Origin of the sequence: Leeuwenhoekiella nanhaiensis (assembly GCF_002744755.1) — a bacterium.
Taxonomy (GTDB): Bacteria; Bacteroidota; Bacteroidia; order Flavobacteriales; family Flavobacteriaceae; genus Leeuwenhoekiella; species Leeuwenhoekiella nanhaiensis.
Window position 1 is genome coordinate 1 of sequence record NZ_KZ319309.1, and the last position, 22,561, is coordinate 22,561.

15 protein-coding genes are annotated in these 22,561 nt (G+C 39.1%); 9 read left to right on the top strand and 6 right to left on the bottom strand.

Going from position 1 to position 22,561, the window contains the following annotated elements:
- Positions 1-1,026: 1,026 nt before the first annotated feature.
- Both CJ305_RS18205 and CJ305_RS18210 read right to left on the bottom strand, forming a co-directional pair.
- Positions 1,027-3,756: a hypothetical protein gene (locus CJ305_RS18205; RefSeq protein ID WP_099647701.1), complete on the bottom strand. Its 2,730-nt coding sequence runs from the start codon at positions 3,754-3,756 to the stop codon at positions 1,027-1,029.
- Positions 3,757-5,062: 1,306 nt separating this feature from the next.
- The gene (locus CJ305_RS18210; protein ID WP_099647702.1) at positions 5,063-5,707 is read right to left on the bottom strand and encodes a DUF6266 family protein; all 645 of its coding nucleotides are present in this window, start codon (positions 5,705-5,707) and stop codon (positions 5,063-5,065) included.
- A gap of 574 nt (positions 5,708-6,281) precedes the next feature.
- Here CJ305_RS18210 and CJ305_RS19530 point away from each other — a divergent pair.
- Positions 6,282-6,773, top strand: coding sequence for a YqiA/YcfP family alpha/beta fold hydrolase (locus tag CJ305_RS19530; RefSeq protein WP_189319490.1), 492 nt, complete (start codon positions 6,282-6,284; stop codon positions 6,771-6,773).
- Positions 6,774-6,786: 13 nt separating this feature from the next.
- Here the strand turns inward: CJ305_RS19530 and CJ305_RS18225 are convergent, their stop codons facing one another.
- Positions 6,787-7,722: a phospholipase D-like domain-containing protein gene (locus tag CJ305_RS18225; RefSeq protein WP_099647705.1), complete on the bottom strand. Its 936-nt coding sequence runs from the start codon at positions 7,720-7,722 to the stop codon at positions 6,787-6,789.
- 259 nt (positions 7,723-7,981) lie between these two features.
- On the opposite strand from CJ305_RS18225, the gene hsdR reads away from it, so the two are divergent.
- The 6 genes from hsdR to CJ305_RS18260 are packed head-to-tail and all read left to right on the top strand — an operon-like array spanning position 7,982 to position 16,833.
- The gene (gene hsdR, locus CJ305_RS18235) at positions 7,982-10,360 is read left to right on the top strand and encodes an EcoAI/FtnUII family type I restriction enzme subunit R (RefSeq protein ID WP_099647707.1); all 2,379 of its coding nucleotides are present in this window, start codon (positions 7,982-7,984) and stop codon (positions 10,358-10,360) included.
- Positions 10,360-11,163: a hypothetical protein gene (locus tag CJ305_RS18240; protein WP_099647708.1), complete on the top strand. Its 804-nt coding sequence runs from the start codon at positions 10,360-10,362 to the stop codon at positions 11,161-11,163. The genes hsdR and CJ305_RS18240 overlap by 1 nt, the downstream gene beginning before the upstream one ends.
- Before the next feature lie 3 nt (positions 11,164-11,166).
- On the top strand, positions 11,167-12,597 hold the full coding sequence (locus CJ305_RS18245; RefSeq protein ID WP_099647709.1) for a class I SAM-dependent DNA methyltransferase: 1,431 nt from the start codon (positions 11,167-11,169) through the stop codon (positions 12,595-12,597).
- Entirely contained in the window at positions 12,598-14,979 is a 2,382-nt protein-coding gene (locus CJ305_RS18250) for a restriction endonuclease subunit S (protein WP_099647710.1), read from the top strand. It abuts the gene before it with no gap.
- A 42-nt stretch (positions 14,980-15,021) separates the two neighbouring features.
- Positions 15,022-16,224, top strand: coding sequence for a PDDEXK-like family protein (locus CJ305_RS18255; RefSeq protein ID WP_099647711.1), 1,203 nt, complete (start codon positions 15,022-15,024; stop codon positions 16,222-16,224).
- An 18-nt stretch (positions 16,225-16,242) separates the two neighbouring features.
- Complete coding sequence (locus CJ305_RS18260; protein ID WP_099647712.1) at positions 16,243-16,833, top strand: GIY-YIG nuclease family protein; 591 nt, start codon at positions 16,243-16,245, stop codon at positions 16,831-16,833.
- Positions 16,834-17,154: 321 nt separating this feature from the next.
- On the opposite strand, the gene CJ305_RS18265 is transcribed toward CJ305_RS18260, so the two are convergent.
- Positions 17,155-18,300 (bottom strand): PD-(D/E)XK nuclease family protein, encoded by a 1,146-nt coding sequence (locus CJ305_RS18265; RefSeq protein WP_099647713.1) that lies wholly within the window; start codon positions 18,298-18,300, stop codon positions 17,155-17,157.
- A 472-nt stretch (positions 18,301-18,772) separates the two neighbouring features.
- Between CJ305_RS18265 and CJ305_RS18275 the strand changes: the two genes are divergently transcribed.
- Both CJ305_RS18275 and CJ305_RS18280 read left to right on the top strand, forming a co-directional pair.
- Positions 18,773-19,114: a phosphotyrosine protein phosphatase gene (locus CJ305_RS18275; protein ID WP_099647715.1), complete on the top strand. Its 342-nt coding sequence runs from the start codon at positions 18,773-18,775 to the stop codon at positions 19,112-19,114.
- A 448-nt stretch (positions 19,115-19,562) separates the two neighbouring features.
- A complete protein-coding gene (locus tag CJ305_RS18280) occupies positions 19,563-20,723 on the top strand; it encodes a hypothetical protein (RefSeq protein WP_099647716.1) in 1,161 nt (386 codons plus the stop codon).
- A 551-nt stretch (positions 20,724-21,274) separates the two neighbouring features.
- Here CJ305_RS18280 and CJ305_RS18285 read toward each other — a convergent pair.
- Positions 21,275-22,123 carry an IS3 family transposase gene (locus tag CJ305_RS18285; RefSeq protein WP_099647717.1) on the bottom strand — a complete coding sequence of 283 codons (849 nt, stop codon included), beginning with the start codon at positions 22,121-22,123 and terminating at the stop codon, positions 21,275-21,277.
- Positions 22,120-22,518 carry a transposase gene (locus CJ305_RS18290; RefSeq protein WP_099647718.1) on the bottom strand — a complete coding sequence of 133 codons (399 nt, stop codon included), beginning with the start codon at positions 22,516-22,518 and terminating at the stop codon, positions 22,120-22,122. The genes CJ305_RS18285 and CJ305_RS18290 overlap by 4 nt, the downstream gene beginning before the upstream one ends.
- Positions 22,519-22,561 lie beyond the last annotated feature (43 nt).

Here is a 22,561-nt window from a genome sequence, read left to right on the forward strand (position 1 = left end):
AGCTTTATCCCACTTTTTAAAATCTTTTTTAATAAAGCCTAAATGCCAATCACTTACAACCAAATTTTTTTTTAAAGTTTTCTAAAAAGCCTGCACTCTACCCCTAATTACTCCTGAAACAAAAAACTCAAACACAGCAAATCATCCCGAATTCCCCGAAAATGGCGTTGAAATGCAATGGACGCATACTATGAACACACCATTTATAAGGAGGACTGCAATCAAAGTCGATTTAAAGCAAAGCGCTAATGAGCAAAAATCAAGACTGAAACGTTAACACAGAAAAGAACTTTCAACTGTCACCCTGAGCTTGTCGAAGGGACAGTTGAAAAATCTAAACTGCAAAAACAAGCTAAATAAAAAGCCCAATAAAACATCCCTCCAACCTCCCTTCTAAGGGAGGCTTAACCTCATACCTCGCCTCCTCTGAGATTGAAGTAACTCCATTATTTACTGAGTGGAGAACTGCAATACTGGATATCTATGTGCATAGCCCAAATCTGCGAAACTCTGAACTCAGAACCCAGAACTCTTAATTAGTAACTGACTTCGTATTTAAGAACGCTAAGTGGTGCGACCACAGAAGCACGGTATTAAAGGGGGAGTCTATGATCTGAAATGCGTTATTGGGTTATTTAAAAGAATCAACAACTTTACTATATAAGACTGTTTGCTTTTAAAAACCATCTCTTTGAAATACGGCTTAGCGATGGAGCGGCATGTGTGAGCTCTTTTTTACGACCGCAGGGAAGTTAAAAAAGCGAGTAGCGACAGCGCGGTGATTGCCTAAAGCAATCAAAGCCCCATAAAAAAGAACTATGACCGCTTATCAATCCTGAATGTGGAGTGCAGAGTTAGGAGTTTATTCACCTCAGCACTCCTGACTCTTGATTATAAACTGATTTCATATTTCGTGTTTTGTACTTTTAGCCCTTATTCTTCCCTCTTTTTTCTTTGCTCCAGGTCAAAAATACATCACGCTAAACTCCAAACGCTGAGCTTTATTCACCTCAGCACTCCTGCCTCCTATTTATAATCAGATTCACCCGGTTTCTTAATTTCATACTGAAGCATCTTATAACCCAAATCTCCATTTGCAGACACCGCTTCAATCAGCATAAGCATAGTACCCGTATTATCAGGATTGTAAAAGCTCACCTCAGCCTTACCCGTATCGTCTATTGCCAATTCGGGATCCCAGTAGAGCGTACTCCGCAGATCGGGTTCGCTCCGATTCAGATCCTGCCGGGTTTCATACTTAGGAGTATAAAATGCTTCGGGTTCTGTAAATACCTGTACCCGCTGTTTGATAATTCCTTTAGGACGCTCTGCCGCAAACAAACCGTTACCGCCATAGGTGTAAATCGCAATTACATGACCCCAGGGAGGGGCTTCCAGCGGACTCGCATTGGGATAAGCCTCCAGATACAGACTGCTAAAGTTTTTGGCCATTTCAATAATCTCAAAACTTTCGATCTCACTTACCGGCAAGTTGGGTATCATATCGTAATTATACCCCAGAACCGGCTGACCATCTACCAGTACCAAAGTGGTATCTGAAAGACTTACTTCAGCTTTAAGCATTCCTCCTTTTCTTACAATGCGTATTTTATCCGGGAAATTAAACAGCAACACACTGTAGAGACCATACGACCACTTTTTTTCTTTGGCCTGAATCGCCTTGCCATCTATCACCCGATCCGGCATTCCGTATTCATCGGCTACCTCCTGGCGTTTGGGAGTCATTTTATAACTGTTTACCAAAACTTCATCCAGGGCTATATCTTCATCACCAAAAGGCATGGCTTCACGCAGTACCGTCTGTTGTTGGGTCTTCTGCCGCGCAGCCTGAACTGCTGTGGTATCGGTTAGTGCAAATTGCGCCTCTTGCCGCAGGTTAACATCCGGTTTTTTATGCGAGGTTAAAAACAGGTTGTAGTCTTTATTGGTTCCGTTTTCGGTTGAAGTCTGAATCAGCAGATTCTGATAGCCCCCGGATAAGGCATCGATAGTAAACCGGAATCGCCCCAGGCTGTCAGAAACCTGTTCCTGAATAAACAGCTCTTCATCAAAGCTCATAAGCGCCAACTTTACCCCCTCGCGACGCTTATTCTTATTTAAGGGTGCACTTACCGTACCTTCCAGAAGCAACACAGGCTCCGGTTGAAATTTACGTATTGTAGTTATCGTATCGTATTTATAGCTCACCCAACCCTGAGTGAGCAGCAAATCGTCAAGCGCTTCGGTATGGAGCGAATCGTTTTGAACGTAAAAACCGGGCTTTTCGATATTACCCCGCAATTCAGACTGTATCAAGAAATAAGACAGGATGTTCTCCCGGTAGTTCACGGTTTCGCCCAACTGCGAAGCATCGGTCACGAGTATAGAGGCGTTTGCCAGCTGGGGCCTCGACCGGGTATCTTTAACCTCTAGCTTTACGCGCACGGCCTCCCGGGGGGTATATTCCTTTTTGGGTAGATCAACGTTCAGTTTGAGCATCTCCTGTTGATTCTCATTAAAATAAAGACGCCGGGAAATAGTAGCTCCCTGTTCATCGTGCAGGGAAACGGCCACGATACCAAAGGGAAGTTTGGTTTTAGGAAAAATTACGGGCAGTATGCCTTCCTGCATCGGTTCCTGCAGTTTATAAAGCAGACGCCCCCGGCTGCTGAGCTGTATGACAACCGTATCATTTTTTAAAGCCGTAGACAGAACATTGACCTGCAGGCTGGTTCCCAGATCACGTAAAACCAATGTAGTACCCTTATCCTTTACCCGGGGCAAGGCTATTTTTAAGGCGGAAGCCTGACCACGATCTATCCGGGCGTAATACGAAAGCGTATCGCTCAGCGAGGGCAGTCTAAAACTCCCCATACCCAGAACATTACTTTTAAAACGGACGAGTTCTTTTCCGTATTCATCTATGATGCTGCCGGAAACCTTTCTTCCCAAGCCATCGTATCCCAGGGCTTTAAACCCTACCTGAGATGGAATTCCTGCGATAAAATCTCCACTTTCCGGAAAAAACTGCACATCAATACCGGTCGTATCAAGTACCAGGGTTTGAAAGTGTTGTTTGCCGGTATCAGTCCGGTAATGGATACTCAGCACATCGCTGTCTGCAGTCAGGGGATAGTCAAGCACATAAAAATCGCCTTCCTTTTTTCGTACAGTCAGAGTATCCTGCTTTCCATCAAGAGCTAAGCTAACCGCCAGCTTTCCGCGGTGTAAACTGTCAACCGCAAGCGGATCTAACAAAACCTTCAGGTTGCGGGAACCCGCTGCATCGGTTTGGGTAATCCCGGGAGCATCAACTTTTGAGACGGCTTGCGCATCGGCTGTAAATACAGGCAGTCGTTTTTCAAAGATAAAGTCCGTATCAAAATTCTGATTCCACCGGGTATAAGCTCGTAAAAGATAGGTCCCCTGTGCAAGCGAGTTTTCCAGATTAATCGTACCGGAGCCAATACCCTGATTGAGGCGTATAAGCTGCGATACCACAACCTCTTCAGACGGACTGATCAAATCAACGTGCAAGACGCCACTCAGGTTTGAAGGCCTGTGCAAGGGGCCTGCTAAGACCACTGCTTTAAACCAGATCTGACTGCCAGCGGTATACACCTCGGCATCGGTTTGCAGGTAGATCTTTTCGGCATAGCTTAATGTATTTACCTGGCCGGAAACAGACGTTACACCTCCCAGAACCAGAAAAAACAAAATACCTGGTATCCCCTTACGGAAAAAAAGAAGTTTCATAGATCAGGCTGATTAATAAGGGGACGTCTAAAGTTAAGAAAACCAATTAAAAACATTTAAACATCAGTTGTCAAAGTCCTGGTTCGTGAGCGCCTGTATTAAAAAGTATTACTTCAAGCCTTTTACACGGAGCTGTCACCATGAGCTGTCACCCTGAGCGCAGTCGAAGGGACAGTCGAAGTGCAATCACAAAATTTAAATGGGAAGAAACACCCCTAGCTAAAAAACCAAATAAAACATCCCTCCAAACCTCCCTTCGAAGGGAGGCTTATCCTCATCCCCCCGCCCTTCTCCCTGGGAGAAGGGAGCTGAATTTTTACTTATTATATATTGAAGAACTCAATTACCCAAACCTTAAAGGTTAAACGAAAGCATATTTACTTTAAAAAGTTAAAAACCCGGCATACAGAAAAGATCTCGTGAAATTTGAAGTGAAGGCTTCGTAAAATTTTCTGCTGTTTGACCCGCAGGGGAGTTCAGAAAATTTAGAAGTCGAACGATAAATTTAGAGATCGTTTCTTAAGCCTAGCGTTTTTTGGTTCTTTTGCCTGCCCTGAGCGCAGTCGAAGGGTGGGCGATGCAAACCGAGGTACGAGGTTCACGAGTTCCCCTATATATATTAATGGCACGAGCTAAAAAAGAACAGAATACGAATAGAACTGGTTAATACACAAACCAACTTTAGAAGGCTAATGTCATCTAAAAGTGAAACTACAACTTCAATTAATAGTTCTATTCTTTTGCCTTGATACGAAAGAAACAACCCGTCTAGTCAGCCGGGCAGGAAAATCAAGGCTTATTTTATCCTCATCCCCCCGCCCTTCTCCCTACGGAGAAGGGAGCTAAATCTTTACTTATAATATCTTAAAGAACTCAATTATTCAAACCTCAAAGGCTAAACGAAATAATATTTGTTTGCACTATTTAAAACCCGGCATATAGAAAAGATTTCGTGAAATTTGAAGTGAAGGCTCGTAAAATTTTCTGCTGTTCGACCCGCAGGGGAGTTTAGAAAATTTAGAAGTCGAACGATAAATTTAGAGATCGTTTTTTAAGCCTAGCCCGGACGCTTCGGGGTTGGTTCTTTTATCTGCCCTTAGGGCAGTCAAAGGGTGGGCAATGCAAACCGAGGTACGAGGTTCACGAGTTCCCCTATATATATACGACACGAGCTAAAAAAAACAGAATAGGAATAGAACTAGTTAATACACAAACCGACTTTAGGAGGTTCATGCATTCAATAAATTAGGACTAAATAAAAAACCTGCAAGGCATTGCAGGTTTCTTAATTCCTCAAAACAAGACACTAACTTAAGGTTACATCCCCAAGATACAAACTGGTGGCGGCTTCATCTTCAGACTCGGTGACAAAGGTTGCGTAAAGCATCACTTCCATTCCCGCCATATAAGCCGGAAACTGCAAAGCTGCTGCTGCCGCATTACGGCGGATACCGTCATTAAAGATCACCGCCCGCGCCAGGGTTTCTATATACCCCACCACGATCAGCTTGTCTGTGGCATTGGCAAAACCCTGCCCACTGTTGTCTGCCCAGGTCAGGTTAACGAGTTGGTTTGCCGCCACCGCGGTAGCCGGATTGGCAAGTCCCTGCAGATCACCTTTGCTGATGAGCACTTTGGCCGCGTCAATGGTAAAGCCGCCTGCCCCGTCAGGAACCACCACTTCCTTAATAAAATAACTGGTCGCCAGGTTGTAGGCCGACTTGTCTTTTTGGCGTTTGCCGAAATACAGGCTTACCACGCTTTTAACCGGATTGAGAAACGCGATTGCCACGCTAAAGCGCAGACGTTGTTCTACCTGCAGGTCGGTAGGTGCTTTGGTACTGCTGGCCGGTAAGCTGCGCAATACGTTTTTACCACGCCAGCGGGCGCCAATTACCGAACCTACTTTACCGCTAAATCCTCCCAGGATTCCTTTTTCAAATGTTGCCATAATACTGTGTTTTTAAAGGTTAAACTGTTAATTGATTACCAAAGTAGTACGGCTTTTAAGCACTTCCAAAAGTCTGCACGTGATTGCAGGCCATTGCAGTTAATTGCACGCGATTGCATTCCATTGCATACGATTGCACGCCATTGCAGGGTCATGGCAAAAAATAGGGGGTTTTGTTCGGTTCAGGTTCGAGATTGGTTCGGGTGTGGTTCGGGGATGCAGGGATGGGGTTTGCTACAATCTCAGGATGTGTTTGTTCGGGATGGGACTTTGGGCGAAGGAAACTGGGGGTTGAATGGGAAGTAGCCCCTTCGATACAATGCTCCTGGGGTCGCATCACTCAGGGTTCAGTGAGCAGTCTCAGTCGGCAGTTTTCATTGATTTCGAAGAAGCCCAAAACGACGAGATATCCCATCTGATTGAGGTTGCAGATTCTAGGTTAGAGGTGAAAAGTAGAAAGCGGAAAACCACAAACAGCAAACGGAAAACAGAAAACCCTAAACAAAAAACGGAAAACAACAAACCAAATACAGCAAAAAGTTTCTGTACCTTTAATTACCCAATAACATACCTTATGACCATTCTCTACCTCCACGGACTTGAAAGTAAACTCAGTACTGCTAAAAAAGCGGTATTGGAACAGTACGGCACCGTCCTGGCTCCAGATCTGGACTATCACCACAATCCCGATGCGGTACAGCAGGTTTATGAAACGTATAAAGGGCAACCTATAGACTATGTGATGGGCAGTAGTATGGGAGGTTTTGCAGCCTTTCACCTGTGCCGGGCTTTTGACAAACCGGTATTGTTGTTTAATCCTGCTCTGGTGAAACGCTCGGTGCCTCAAAATATACCGACGTTTAAAACACCAACATCGGGATTTGGACAGGTGGTTTTGGGCGGAAATGATACGGTTGTTGACCCGGCGGATACGCTGCGTTTTTTAGTCGACCAACTTAAAGCCGGATTTGACTATCACCTCCACCTTCGTGCCGAGATGGGACATCGTACCCCGCTGGACGTGTTTGAGGAGGAAGTGGGGTTGTTTTTAACCAGAAAATACTAAAACAGGCAATGGGCTATCGCTTGCTTATGCTTCTGTATTTGGCTATAATTTGATCAATACCTGTTTTCCATTGAAGAATCTTTTCACTAGGCTCCAAATCCCCTTCCCACATGTTATGATTCCAATCTGCATATAAATAAATGGGCTCCTTAATACTATTCCAATAATACTTAAAACCACTAAACTCATACTCTTCATAGGTTTGCTTCCACTCCCCAAATAACTCATTTAATGTACTATACGGCTCTTTGATATTTAGTACCCAACGGCGATCTTCCCAACTCACTTCAATACGATCATAATAGTTTAAACAAGTTGGATTATAGACATCTCCGTAGAAATGTACAGGTATAAATTTCTTGTTCAAAAAATGCCTGCTTAGTCGATCGCATAATGCCTGACATTGCTCGTTAACAGACATTAATATAGTGACGTCAAATTTAGATTCCCTATAATACGTGCTAATATGCTCTACAGAAGCACTTGAGACAATTGCAGCCATTTCTCTTTTGGCATTTTTAAAAAAGTCGCTACTATCAACTTCAATATCGTGATCGCTTAGCGTATATAGACCTAAACTATCTCCTAATTCCTGATGTACAAATAAGCTACCCATTTCTCTATTATTTAGTTCTGAATATTCATAAAGATTCATCGAACTTATAATTAAGAGATCTCCATTAAAATAGCACTTACTGTGTATGTGTGGGTGGTGTAGTAAACTGACATTATCTAACGATAGTAATTTGCTTTTTTCTCTATCATTCAACTTATTTTCCCGGTAAATCAATATGATCTGCACCCCATTTTTATTTGCTACTTGCAATGCTTTAAAAATGTTTTTTGAAATTTGAACATAAGGAACAATTAAAACGAGTTCGTCTTCACTGCTTTTTATAAGTTCCGGAATAAATTGATTGAGGCGTTGCGTATTAAGAAATAAGGCCAAGTATAATTAATTTGAGTTTATTTCCTGCAATATTACTAACTCAAGAAAACATTTAATCTTGTTTTGCGTAAAATTCCAAAAGTCATCCTTAACACTTTTTTTGACTTTATTAATAATAATCCCTACTTTTAAATCCCCCTGCATAACCTGAACATCCAAGCTAACCGACAACATTAATGCCTGCATTATCGCTTTTCTTTTGCGGTGTATATCCGCACTATCTTTTCTCGATAAGCTTTAAGTTTCAAAATGTCTACGTATGAATAAAAAGGATTTAACGGAAAGGGATATTTGTACCAAGTTTATAAATCCTGCAATACAAAGGGCTGGTTGGGATATTCGCAAACAGGTGCGTGAAGAAGTCTTCTTTACAGATGGTCGAATTATTGTGCAGGGCAATTTACATACGCGTGGTAAGCGTAAGCGTGCAGACTACATCTTATATCACAAACCTAATACACCGCTTGCTATTATTGAGGCTAAAGATAATAACAATCCTGTTGGAGCCGGGATGCAACAAGCATTGGAGTATGCTGATATATTACAGATACCCTTTGTATTTACCTCAAATGGTGATTCGTTTCTTTTTCACGACAAAACCGGTTTATATGGTGACGTCGAAACCGAATTACCTATGGATCAATTTCCTTCTCCGAAATACTTATGGGAACTTTATCTGAAGTATAAAAATATTGATACTCCCGAAGCTTTAGAGGTTGTAGAGCAAGATTATTATGTAGACATCAGCGGAATGAGTCCGCGCTATTATCAGCAAAACGCGGTGAATAGAACCGTTGAGGCCATCGCAAAAAAGCAGGATCGTATTCTACTGGTTATGGCTACCGGTACCGGTAAAACCTATACCGCTTTCAATATCATTTGGAGGTTATGGAAAGGGCAAATTAAAAAGCGTATTCTTTTTCTTGCCGATAGAAATGCATTATTGACCCAAACTAAAAATGGGGATTTCTCTCCTTTTGGAAGTGAAATCATGCACATCATCAAGAATCGAAAAATTGATAAATCCTACCAAATTTACTTTGCTCTTTATCAGGGCTTAACCGGTAATGAAGAATCAAAAAATGCTTATAAGGAATTCAGTCGTGATTTTTTTGATCTGGTAGTTATAGATGAGTGTCACCGGGGCAGTGCATCTGAAGCCTCTGCCTGGCGTGAGGTGCTTGATTATTTTAGCTCTGCTACTCAGGTTGGATTAACCGCTACTCCCAAAGAGACTAAAGATATTTCTAACATCGCCTATTTTGGCGAACCCGTTTACACCTACTCGCTTAAACAAGGTATTGATGATGGCTTCCTGGCTCCTTACAAAGTGGTACGTATCAGCACTACGGTTGATGAAGGCTGGCGACCCACAAAGGGCTTAAAGGATAAGTACGGCAATGAGATTGAAGATCGCATTTATAACCTTAAGGATTACGACCGTACTCTGGCTATTGACGAGCGTACGCAGCTAGTCGCTCAAAAAATCACCGAATACCTCAAAGGAACTGATCGTTTTGCAAAAACCATAGTTTTCTGTACAGATATAGATCACGCAAACCGAATGCGCATTGCACTTATTAATGAAAATGCAGACCTGGTTGCCAAGCATCAACATTACGTGGTGAAAATTACCGGTGATGATGAAGTGGGAAAACGCGAACTCGACAACTTTACAGACGTTGAAGAACGTTTCCCCGTTATTGCGACCACTTCAAAAATGCTTACTACCGGTATAGACACAAAAATGGTTAAGGTGGTTGTGCTTGAAGCCAATATAGGTTCGATGACCGAATTTAAACAGATCATTGGCCGCGGTACACGAATACGGGAAGCCGAAGGTAAGGTCTATTTTACCATTATGGACTTTAGAAAAGCGACTAACCATTTCGCAGACCCCGATTTTGATGGAGAACCGGTACAAATCTATGAACCAAAACCTGATGAACCTGTGGTACCTCCAGATGAAGAGGATACTCCTGTTATAGACGGTGATTGGCCAGATAATGATGAGCCCGATTATCCTGAAGGAGACCCCCCCGATATTGATATTGATGGAGGTCCTCATAAAATAAATAAATTTTACGTTAATAATATCAAAGTAAGCGTAGCGCACGAACGCGTGCAGTACTACGGTAGAGATGGTAAGCTAATTACCGAATCCCTAAAAGATTATACCAAAGAAAACCTAAATAAACAGTTTGCTTCACTTGATGATTTTTTACTACGCTGGAACAGTACCGAAAAGAAAGATGAATTATTTAGGGAATTGGCTGAGCATGGTGTATTATTAGAAGCCTTGCGCGAAGAGGTAGGAAAAGACCTAGACGATTTTGATCTCATTTGTCACATCGCATTTGATCAACCAGCGCTAACGCGCAAAGAACGGGCAAACAATGTAAGAAAGCGCAATTACTTTGCTAAATATGCGGGTATTGCGCAACAAGTTTTAGACAGCCTTTTGGTGAAATACGAGAATGAAGGTATTACTGCTATTGAGGAAGGCTCCGTACTCAAAGTAAAGCCTTTAAATGAGTTGGGATCGCCAGTAGAACTGGTACGTGCTTTTGGTAAACGTACCGACTTTGAGCAAGCAATTAAAGATTTAGAAAATGAAATCTATAGCACCGGAGCATAATGGCTAAGCCTCAGTTTTCAGAAACACAATTTGTGATGGGTTTTTTAAGTGAGTATTTTAATCACTATAGATCAAAATACCCTAAAAGAAAGCCCCCATTTTTTCTGCCAACAACTTCTCTTGAGCCTGTATTTGCATCAGATTTTATAATAAGGGGATTATCAAGTATTGAATTTTTTCAATTTAAACGAAGCGAATTCATGAATGCTCGCAGGGGAGATGTGGAGATTAAAAGTGGTCTTCCAAAAAGTTTCAAACCCTATTATAGATTTAAGGTGTATAATGACGGGCATATACCGCAGTTTAATAGACTTAGAGCTATTGCGGCATTAGATAAAAGATTTAAAGTCTATTACTGTGCACCTAAATTTCATAGCAATACAGAATTTCAAACACTTTTTTGGAATAATAAAATCATTGAAAATTCTGCAATTATAAATTGCAATCAATTTAATCAACAAGGTTTTAAGCCACCCTATTTTGATATAAACGACGGAAGACAACACTATATAGTTTATAATAGTGTTAGTACAACCGGTTATTTATGCTCAAAACCTAAAGGTTTTAGATTGACTAAAAATATAGTTTTTGAAAAAAGTGAAGATGCAAATATTGTAGATAATGAAACGTATAATATCTGGCTGATAAATACTTTGTACAACTTTATCTTAGAAAATGATGATAATGTAAACAATTTAGAATTAACTAAAACAGCAAATGAAAGCTTGGTTTCAAAATTGTTTTATTCAGCAGATTTACTAATGCAACGATATGGAATACTAACACAATTAAAATATTACTGATAAATGAGTAACATCACTTCAAATATAAAATCTATACGTGATATAATGCGTAAAGACACTGGTGTTGACGGTGACGCACAGCGTATTTCACAAATGGTATGGATGCTTTTTATGAAGATTTTTGCCGATAAGGAAGAAGAATGGGAAATCACCATAGACAATTATGAGAGCCCTATTCCCGAAAAACTAAAATGGCAAAACTGGGCAGCTGATGAAGAAGGATTGACCGGAGACCAGTTGATGGACTTTGTTGACAATGAGCTGTTTCCTGTGCTTAAAGATCTGGATATTACTATTAGTCCACAGGCTAATATCATTCGTTCGGTATTTGAGGATACCTATAATTATATGAAAAACGGAACCTTGTTCCGTCAGGTGATCAATACCATAAATAAGATTGACTTTAACAGCTCTACAGACCGCCACCTCTTTAATGATATTTACGAGACCATCTTAAAAGAATTACAGTCTGCGGGTTCATCGGGAGAATATTATACCCCGCGTGCTGTAACCCAGTTTATGGTCGATATGATAGACCCCCAACTGGGGGAGACCATTCTGGACCCGGCTTGCGGTACCGGTGGTTTCCTGACTTGTAGTATTGATCATATCCGCAAGCAGGTAAATACCCCGCAAGACCGTGCTATTTTACAAAACTCCATTCGTGGTATTGAGAAGAAACCCCTTCCCCATTTACTATGTACAACCAACCTGATGCTCCACGGTTTTGACCTTCCCGCTGTTCGCAGGGATAATTTATTGAGCAAACCCTATAGCGACTGGGGAGCTAAAGACAAGGTAGATGTCATTCTTACCAACCCACCGTTTGGAGGCGTTGAAGAAGATGGGACGGAAACCAACTTCCCGCAAAAATTCAGGACTAAAGAAACCGCAGACTTATTCTTAGCTTTAATAATACGCTTGCTTAAAGACGGTGGGCGTGCCGCGGTAGTATTGCCTGACGGAACCTTATTTGGCGAAGGTGTAAAAACGCGGGTTAAAGAAGAACTATTAGATAAATGCAATCTGCATACGATTGTACGTTTACCCAATGGTGTTTTTAATCCCTATACCAGTATCAACACCAATTTACTATTCTTTGAAAAAGGAACTCCTACCAAGGAGATTTGGTATTATGAACACCCCTATCCCGAAGGCGTAAAAAGTTATAATAAAACCAAGCCTATCAACATTGCAGAGTTTGATACCGAAAAAGACTGGTGGGAAAATAGAGAAACCAACCCATTAGCCTGGAAAGTCACTTCAGAAGAAATTAAAGCAAAGAACTACAATCTTGATTTTAAAAACCCACATCAGGAAATAGATACGCTTGCAGCTCCAGAAGTTATACTAGAACGATACCGTAAAACGGAGGCTAAAATTAGCAGCATACAAGATGAGATTGTTAAAGTATTAACCGAAGCTTTACAATAGATGCAGTTACTTAAACACTTTCATAAACTCAGCATTCATCCTAAAAATGCTAACGATCTTAAAGGGCTGATTCTTCAGTTAGCGGTACAAGGAAAATTAACAGCAGACTGGAGAAAAGAAAACCAAGACCTTATTAGCGGTTTGAACTCAGCTGAAAATCTTAAAAAATCGATTAAAGCTGAAAAAATAACACTAATTAAAAAGAAATTAATTAGAAATATTAAAACATCTGCTTTTAGAAAAAATGACTATTACATAGATACACCTGAAAATTGGGAATGGATTAAACTAGGAGAGCTTGGGGCTATATTTAATGGCAACAGTGTAAATAAGAGTGTGAAACAAGCGAAGTATGAAGGCCTTGATAATGGCTATCCATATTTGGGAACTAAGGACATTGGTTATGGCTTTGAGACTATAAACTATGAGAATGGAGTTAAAATCCCCAAAGGTGAAGATAAATTTAAAGTCGCTCATAAAGGTTCTGTGTTAATTTGTTCTGAAGGCGGAAGCGCAGGAAAGAAATGTGGTATTGTAAATAAAGATGTATGCTTTGGGAATAAGTTATATGCTATTGAGCCATTTCAAAACATCGAACCTACCTTTCTCCTATCCCTATATCTAACCCCTAAATTTTTTGAGCAGTTTCAATCTAGAATGACTGGGATAATTGGTGGAGTTTCTATATCAAGATTTTGTGATATTGCTGTTCCCTTGCCTTCTTTGGAGGAACAAAAAGAAATCGTCCGAGTTGTCGAAATCCTTTTTAAAGAAGTTGAACAATTAGAAAGCCTTACCCAAAAGCGCATCCAACTTAAACAGGATTATGTTGTTTCGGCTTTAAACCAGTTAGCCACTCTAAATACCCAAACAGCCTGGCAAGAGTTGACTCCCCACTTCTCCGCTTTTTTTGATGATGTTACGAACATCAAAAAACTACGAGAAACTATTTTACAGTTGGCCGTACAAGGTAAACTCACTGCAGACTGGCGCGCTCGTCATCCTGAACTTGTTTCAGGATCACATCACGCAAATGAACTCCTTAAAAACATCCAAATAGAGAAAGCCCAACTCATTAAAGAAAAGAAAGTCAAAAAAGAGAAAGCTTTACCCCCTATTACTCCCGAAGAGATTCCTTACGAATTACCAGAGGGTTGGGTTTGGTGTAGGTTACAGGATATTGTAAATGTGGGAACGGGTTCTACTCCTGCAAAATCCAATTCAGCGTACTATTCAGGTACTATTCCTTGGTATACAAGTTCAGCGACAAACGACTTATTTGCAAAAGAAGCCGAAAAACTAATTTCGGACAAAGCTCTAAAAGAAACAAACTGCAAAGTATTTCCAAAAGGAACACTAATTATAGCAATGTATGGTCAAGGTAAAACCCGAGGTCAAATAAGTGAGTTGGTTGTTCCAGGTGCCACTAACCAAGCAGTCGCTGCAATGGTATTTTATCAATCATCTTACGAATTTAAAGATTATATAAAATACTTCTTTCGGAAAATATATCAAGAAATAAGGCTTCTAGCAGAAGGTGGAGCTCAACCTAATTTGAATGTAGGCAAAATAAAAAATACTCTTCTTCCACTCCCTCCGCTAGAAGAACAAAAAACTATTGTAGAAAAAGTAAATGCTCTCATGAGTCTTTGCGATACTCTGGAGCAAGAAGTAAAGACCAGTGAAGAGCAACTTGAGGATTTGATGCAAAGTGTGTTACGGGAGGTTTTTGAGAGTAAAGCTGAAGAGAAAGTAGCGTTATCTATGGCTGCGGAGCCAGAGGAGGGTTATAACACAAATACTTTTGACGAGATCTTTGAAAGTCTCAATTATGACTATGAAGTAGCTGCTGTGGTTCTATTAACGCAAGAACGTTTTGGTTTTACTTATGGTAAAAAATACGTTCATAAAATGTTTAGCAACATTGACTTTTTGAATGAGCTACCTATATTTAAAGACCTAGAATTTCAAGAACACGGTTGGGGTATGTACTCCCCTGTTCTCAAAAAAACATTGGAAAGTGAAGTTTTTGTGACCTACCAAAGTCTATCAACCGCTAAGAAAACCCTACAGGTAAAACCCAAAGCAATACCTCAAATTACCAAATGGATCAATGCCAAAGAAAATAAGCAGTTTGTAAATCAGGTAAAAAATATGCTCACGATCTACGAGCAGCCGCTTATAGATAAAAGCATGAATCGTATTGAGCTTTTGAATACTGTTTTAGAATGCATGGTCGTTCTTAAGAAAAATAATCTAAAGGCTATACGTGCTAAGATGGAAAACTGGAAAATGTTTGAGGGCAATTACAATACAAAAGCAGAGAAGTTCAGTGAAAATGAAACATTACATATGATTCATTTCATTAATGGGTTGAGATGAATTAAGTAGATAACCATATTCTATAGTTTCAAAAATAATTTCATGCTCGTCGAAACACTTTTAAATGGGATTAACCCCATACGCCTAAAAAGCGAAAAAAATCGAAGTGATAAAAGCTTCAACATTTTTACTATCCTTAGAAAACCGCACGACGAGGAACATTTACATTCTGCTTTTCTATATGAAATGTTGAATACCGAAGGAAGTCACCTAATGGGTAATTTATTCCTTAAAATATTTCTCAAAAAGTTAAACCTTAACGCAGATAAGTCTAGTCAATTTTCAATTTTTAAAGAATCTATGAAAATTGACCTGTTCCTAACAAGCCCGGAAATGGCCATAGTAATAGAAAATAAAATTTGGGCCTGTGATCAAGATTTGCAATTGGAACGTTATTATTTAAAAGCACAACTTCAAGGCTTTCATAACATTTTCTTGGTCTATTTGACTTTGGATGGAAAAAAACCCTCAAAAAAAAGCCTTGGAAGTCTGGATTTAAAAGAAGTTAAATGTATTTCATATCGAGACTTTATAAAAGACTGGATAGACCTCTGTATTTTAGAATGTGCAAATAGATCAAATTTAACAGAGGTTTTTAAACAATACAAAAATCTTATAACACAGCTTTCAATGGATCAGAAAGAAATAGAACAAAGATTAGAATTAATGAATTTTCTTGGCCAAAATGACAACGCTATAAATGCTCAATTCTTGGTAAATAATTGGATACATATGAAATGGCATACAGAATTTGAATTCTGGAACGCGCTAAATTCAAAAGTTTCTGAGGTCTCAGATTTTGAAGTCATTGAATGTAAAAAATATTCAATTGAGGCTATTGACAAATCAGTGCACAGTTCTCGAAATAGGAATCTAAGCTATGGCTTGATGATCAATACAGGATTAGCTCAAATAGAATCTGATAAAGATTTAGTTATTTATATTGAAAGAGGTGGTTACATTTTAACCATCGGCCTTTGCGTGCTACATAAAGACCAACCTTATTATCAAACCATAGAAAGTGAAGAATTAAAACAAATGGTTAGCCCTAAGATTTTTCAAAATTCTGCTGAAGAATTTTGGTTAGGTTGGGAACATATTAGTCGTAAAATTAACTTTGAAAGTTTCCAAGATGAGGATACTCTAAGATTGATGAATCTTGAGTTTAGAGATATAGTTGTAGACGAATTAATTGCGACTATAAAAGAAAAAAATCACCAAATTGAAAAGTTGATTTTAACTTAAAAAATTGGATATACATCAATGGAGGCAAAATATTCAAATGAAAATATTGATAAAGCAAAAGAAGCCTTAACATCTAATCACGCTCAGCTTGTAAAAACCTTCATAAAAAAAAACGGTATTTCAAAATCATTATTAACAGAGCAAAGTGGTGTATATATTTTTTGGTGGGAAGGTAGTTTAGAGGGTTTCACAAAAACAGTCACGAGTAGTATATTTTTAATCAATGGTAAAAAAACACATAAAGAACAGATTAAAATATGCTTTACAAAAGAATGGATTAAAAAAGCTACTCATCATAATAAAGTATGTTTATATGTAGGTAAAACCACAAATTTAAGAGATAGAATCTCTAAACATCTAAAACTGGGTTCCCCTACACTCTGGAAAAACAAAAAACGAAATAGTGGCTCAAAGCCCAACACCGTTAGTCAAATGCGAATAGGTTTAGAAACGGTTTACAATAAAGATATGCTTGAAGAAATTAAAAATCAAGTCTCTATAAGTTATCATCCTATGAATAAGTATAGTGAATCTATAAATAGGTTTTACGTAGAAGATTTTCTTATAGCCCATTATTTTCCATTATTTAATATTGATATAGAGCGATAAAGTTTAATTCTAGTACTAATCTAGATTTATCACCCAAGTTATGAACCACCTCTATCTGTTCGGCTAATCAAGGTTTTAAAGCAGCAGATCATCAAGACCTACCACAAGCAGTATACCTATTCCGAAACCACGGTAGACTGGGATCGCTTTAGCATCACACCTCAAAGTAACAGCGAGTTTTATGCCACCTATCCGCTGGAGTATAAAGTGCGTTCTAAAGAAACATGACCCTGGCGCACCTGCGATCTAAAACTAATTACTGTTTGGGATAAAAAGTATAGACTGGTGAGTATTCAGGAGGTGAAGTAAATTTCTATGAACTTAACTTCTTCGCAGGGTAAGGAAATTATCTAACTTTAAAAAGATGGCTAGTAATTGATCCTTTTCTATTCGTTTAGCCAAATAGTTGCTTAAGTTATTAAAGTCGATCTCTACTTCGCTATACGTCTCCGATGCAAAATGACACCAGTTCTTTTTTGTTAGACAACTATTTAAATTTACTAAGTTAAATTCTTCTTCTGAAAAATGTTCTTCAGTTAAATCCAAACAATCTTTGATAGCCTTATCCTTTAGCTCTACAATGACATTCATACTTTGGTATTGCATATCCCATAACCGTGAATAGCCTACAGTAAATAACAAGTCTGGATTATGTTTCGAATACACGTGAATTAAATTGCTTCCAGCAACTATATTTAAAAAAGAATCATCCGGGTCTAATTCTTTGAATGCCTTTATTACTCCTTTTTTCACATAATCTTCAAAACGCTCTAGAAACCTTCGAGCTTGAAGTAATTGATCTTGATGCTCTTTATAAAATTGCAGTTCCTCTAGTTTCATATCTGGTGTACTCATATTTTGAATGTTTTGGGCAAAATCCTTTAAATAGACAGCATATTTATCACTTGCTCGAAGTAAATATGCTCCGCTGTTTTGCAGTACGCGCAGCATTAAGTCTTGATGTTTAATATTTATAAAATGTAGTGCCGTTTCTAGTTTATTGGTACTAATCTTATGAATGGTATCTAAAGAAAGAATGATCCCAATCATTTCAGTCTTTTGAATGCCCTTTTTTTGAATACTCTGCCAATAGTCATCAAGATCATTGTTTACAATATGATATACTTTATTCTCAATGATTATAGCTTGCTGCTCGTTGTGTAACAGCAAGTCAATTCGCCCTCCCTTTTTTGTGCTGTATTCGGTTTCTATTGTAAAATCACTAAAATTTTGCAAGGCTTCTTTCTGCTTACCTAGTTTAGACTCCTGTATCAATTCAAGTAAACTGGATATAAACAGATCTTGAAATCCGTGTTCCTGTTCTACGTCAAAAAAGAACGCGTAGATGTTAGATAACACATTCTCGTAATGGGGTTGTCTGGCAATTTCTAAAAAAGTTAGGGGCTTGGGTTCAATTATGGGTATTGCTGCTGTGTCTAGGAATTCTTGTAGCTCTTTGAAATTCATTTCACATGTCTGGTATAATTGATTAACTCCTATTCTGCTAGAGACAGACTTCCGGCCTTAAGTCTGTCAGGTTTAATGACTTTAAGATACTGCTCATTCAATACATCTAAATACGAAGTTCCCTTTCTTTCGATAATTACACTCTGAAAACTACTACCGTTGCCTTTTACAGGGTTTATGCCAACATAAATGACATTAGCTTTTGATAATAATCTACTAACTATAATATCAAATCCATGATACAAACTTATAGCTTCAGGAATAGCTTAAAGGCCCTTATTGAGTTTATTGTAATAATATTCCGCTTGCTGCTTCTAAATTTTAACACGCATACTCTTATTCTAATGAATCACAAAAACCTTAAGTACAATGTATAAATACTATTGAAACTTTAAATAAGGAATTCCGTAAAAGCCAATAATTTCAAGTAGAAATCCTTATTTAAGATAAATTTGCAGCGTAAACCTAAACTGTGAACTACCTCTTTATCTGTTCGGCCAATAAGCAGCGTTCTAAAACCGCTGAGGACTATTTTGCCGCTAAATACCCACAAGTGCAATTTTTAAGTGCCGGGACCAATCTGCGCTTGTGCTGGCAGGAAGGCACTACTCCGCTTACAGAGGATTTACTGCACTGGGCAGACCGCATCTGGGTGATGGAGCAACGCCATCTGGATCACCTCAAAAAAACCGGCAGCTCAAAGCCCTACAACAAAGTCACCGTCCTTCACATCCCAGACCACTACCCCTACTACGACCCGGAGCTTATTAGACTATTGGAGGAGAAGGTTAGGCTCTTGAGAGTTTTCTGTTAATCGTTAAACGTTAATGGGTTACAAATTTTCTGAATTGAATACTTGTGCCTGCTGACTAATGCTGAGTGCAGAGTTATTTTGAATCGCAAAAAAGTAACTCAACACTTAGAATTCTTAACTCTGCATTCTGCTAACTGCGCACTGAGACTGCCTACTGTTTTCGTATTTCGTATTTCTAATTTTGTATTTTGTATTTTTTGAAACCGGGAGTGCTGCGAGCCTGAGAGCATCTAATCGAAGGAAAGGACTCGGGCTGAATGTAATTTTGAATTTTAAACCACCCAGATGTGATTTCTCAGTCCCTCGGGCTCCTTCGAAATGACTAAATCGTATATACCTCAATTGTTTGATACTCTTACCACATGGAAAGAAATATACCCATTACTAGGTATTGTTACGGAAGTCTATATTAGATTGCTTTACATATAACTTACTAAATCCCGGAACCGTGAAAAATTCTGTTTACCTTCTTTTGCTCCTGCCGTTTTTATGTTTTGCTCAGAACAAAGCTCCCAGAGCTAAAATTAATTCGGTATTGAAAAGCTATGAATCTGAAATCAATGATACTGTTTTTGTTAATAACAAGACCTTAAATATTCTTATAGGAAATGTATTAAACCAATACCTGCCCAGCACCAAAATTTCTACACAACCGGCAAGTTTTGTCTTAGACAATGATGATAATTCATTAAGCTTAATGGGTAATTATGATCATAGAGCAGAAACGTATGGATATCTAAACTACCTGTTATCAGGAGGAATTAAATTAAAAGGCGAACCTACTGGTTCCTTCTATAACTTCAAAGATTCTAACTGGGCTCAAAATATTGGTGCTCAGTTAAAATTCACTTATTTTTTCTCGGGTACGCTTACTAAAAACTCCGATCAACAGATAAGCAGCCTTTTAAAAGACTATAGAGAAAAGACAATAAAAAATTTAGCACTTGAAGCTTTAGAAACCAAACCTTTAGACAGCGTAGAATTGGCAGAATTAATAGCAACTAAAGAAGCTGAATATATTCTTAAAAATGATTTATACGTATCAATGCGTAAATTTTGGGTAACCTTGCAAGGATATATTCCGCTTACCAAAAGCAGTAAAACCTTTACCAATACCACAGATGCAAGCATACTCGCTGACCATCAGTTCGAAGCCTGGGATGCATCTCTTAGTTTTAATGGATTTTTCAAATGGAAAGATGCCTCATTGAGTTTCTCAGCCATTCCTCGAGTTTATCAAAACAACAACATATTAACGGAGGCGGTTAAAAAACGAACTTTTACCTCTTTTGAAGGATCTCCAGAAGGACAGCCTGCTCTTACTAAAACAGACTCGTATTATTATGGCGAGTATGAAGAGTTTACATCTGGCCAGGTAAAAGCTGAAGTAACATCACTTTATAAAGATTTTATAGGGGTTAGTGCAGCACTGGAACAAAACTTTTGGAATGGCTACGATGCCTTAAACTGGAAATTGGGCATTCCCCTAAATCTAAAAAACAAAGACGGAGAATCAAGTATTGCCTTTGAACTGCAATGGCGCGAGTTTAATAAACAACACTATCTGGGAATAAGCATAGGTAAGGCATTTGGTAAATTTCTGGATTAATTATACTTATTACTATACTTCAATAGCGCTCGGTCTCCTTCGAAATAACTATTTACCAACGCTGAACGCGGAGTGCAGAGTTAGCAGTTATTTTGTATTTCGTATTTCTAATTTTTTATTTTTCGGGACCGGGAGTGATGCGACAAAGGAGCATCGTATCGAAGGGTCAACCTACAAGCTCTGGCTTCGATACAAATTTCACTGCGCTACGCTACGCAAAATTAACTCAGCCAACGCTTTGGCTATGATAATTCAGAATGCTGACTGCTGCAAGGAAACATCCCTCCTAACCTCCCTCCGACTGTAAGGAAAGAGTCAAGGGAGGAATTTTATACTTACTAAAAACTTCCCCCTTCCTTCGAAGGAAGGGCTGGGGATGGATGTAATTTTGAATTTTAAAGCTTAAACGTTCAACCAATCGAGTTTGATTTCTCAGTCGTTCTGGCTCCTTCAAAAGGACTGTTCGCAAATTCTGAATCCTGAATGCGGAGTGCAAAGTGAGGAATTATTTTGAATCGCAAATGTACTTCCCTAAATAGCGTTGACCGTTTTTAGGTTATTATTTCATTGTTAAAAATAGTCATTGTTGTTCTTTGTTGGCTAGCCAACAAAGAACACTGTTTCTCAAAGGCTACTGGGGTCATTTTCTGTATTGCATTGTGCGTTCTTACGTAGTTATAGTTTATTACTGCTCTTTTGATCCTTGTCTTTAGTTCACTGAAGCTTTTGGGTTTCCAGCGTTCGATGTAATCATTTTTGATGGTCCTGTTTATCCGTTCAGCATAGGCATTGTCCTGAGCTGATAGTGCCATACTGATCTTTACTCCATTCTGCTCAAGCAGGTCTGTGTAACCTTTATAGGTGTACTGACTACCCCTGTCAGAATGATGGATCTCAGGTGCCCGGTTTTCTTTGAGCGCCATCTTTAAGGCACTTACATTGGCACTGGCACGCATATGGTCACTTACGCTATACCCTACTATTTTCTTAGTGTAAACATCAATTATAAAAACTGCGTAGTAGTGCTTGCCTTCAATAGGAATGTAGGTGATGTCTGACTGCCAGATGGTATTGGGTTTATTTACCTGCATCCCTTTGATCAGATTGGGGTAATACAGCTTAGAAGCTATAGTGGTTCTCCTGTAGTTCTTCTTAAACTTGAGCCTGTAACCTAAAGACATCATCGTTTCTACAAACCGATCCCTTCCTATAAAATCGGGTTGAAGTATATCATACATTTTCTCCACCCCACAACCGGGGAAATCTTCCCGGAGCTCATCGGCCTCAACAACCACCTGCGCTACCTTAGCATCAAAATCCTTCTGACGCCTGGCATATTGATGCACAGCCTGCTTGGTAATACCTATGCTGCTGTAGAGTTGATTTAAGGAAAAACTCATTTCTTTGGGCTTTTCCCTGATCCTTGCGATGGTGGGGTGGAGTAGTTTTTTTTGATGTCAATATCCAATTCATCTTTGGCTACTTCAATCATCGTCTCTAGAAAGTCGATCATTATCTGCTTACGGCCAACAGTGGCCTCAAGTTCTTTGACTTTCTGCTCTAGCTCTTTTACTTTCTGGGAACTGCTTTGTTTCATCTCTACTACTCGGAATCCTTTCTCATTAAAGTTAGAGAATTTATAAATCCATTTGTAAATACTCGTGCCGGATACTCCGTGAAGTTTACTCAGCTGAGTGACACTATAAGTACCAGATTCAAAGTCCGAGACGATCTGACGTTTAAAATCATCAGTAAAACATCGGTGCTTGCGAATAATTTGTACGTTTGCTTTCATTGTTAATCACATTTAAGTGGTCAACCTATATCAGGGACGTACA

Excerpts from the sequence above, each read along its gene's own strand:
- CJ305_RS18285 (WP_099647717.1), bottom strand. The coding sequence starts at position 22,123 with ATGAGTTTTTCCTTAAATCAACTCTACAGCAGCATAGGTATTACCAAG.
- CJ305_RS18255 (WP_099647711.1), top strand. The coding sequence starts at position 15,022 with ATGCTCGTCGAAACACTTTTAAATGGGATTAACCCCATACGCCTAAAA.
- CJ305_RS18205 (WP_099647701.1), bottom strand. The coding sequence starts at position 3,756 with ATGAAACTTCTTTTTTTCCGTAAGGGGATACCAGGTATTTTGTTTTTT.
- hsdR (WP_099647707.1), top strand. The coding sequence starts at position 7,982 with ATGAATAAAAAGGATTTAACGGAAAGGGATATTTGTACCAAGTTTATA.
- CJ305_RS18210 (WP_099647702.1), bottom strand. The coding sequence starts at position 5,707 with ATGGCAACATTTGAAAAAGGAATCCTGGGAGGATTTAGCGGTAAAGTA.
- CJ305_RS18245 (WP_099647709.1), top strand. The coding sequence starts at position 11,167 with ATGAGTAACATCACTTCAAATATAAAATCTATACGTGATATAATGCGT.
- CJ305_RS18250 (WP_099647710.1), top strand. The coding sequence starts at position 12,598 with ATGCAGTTACTTAAACACTTTCATAAACTCAGCATTCATCCTAAAAAT.
- CJ305_RS18260 (WP_099647712.1), top strand. The coding sequence starts at position 16,243 with ATGGAGGCAAAATATTCAAATGAAAATATTGATAAAGCAAAAGAAGCC.
- CJ305_RS18240 (WP_099647708.1), top strand. The coding sequence starts at position 10,360 with ATGGCTAAGCCTCAGTTTTCAGAAACACAATTTGTGATGGGTTTTTTA.
- CJ305_RS18290 (WP_099647718.1), bottom strand. The coding sequence starts at position 22,518 with ATGAAAGCAAACGTACAAATTATTCGCAAGCACCGATGTTTTACTGAT.
- CJ305_RS18265 (WP_099647713.1), bottom strand. The coding sequence starts at position 18,300 with ATGAATTTCAAAGAGCTACAAGAATTCCTAGACACAGCAGCAATACCC.
- CJ305_RS19530 (WP_189319490.1), top strand. The coding sequence starts at position 6,282 with ATGACCATTCTCTACCTCCACGGACTTGAAAGTAAACTCAGTACTGCT.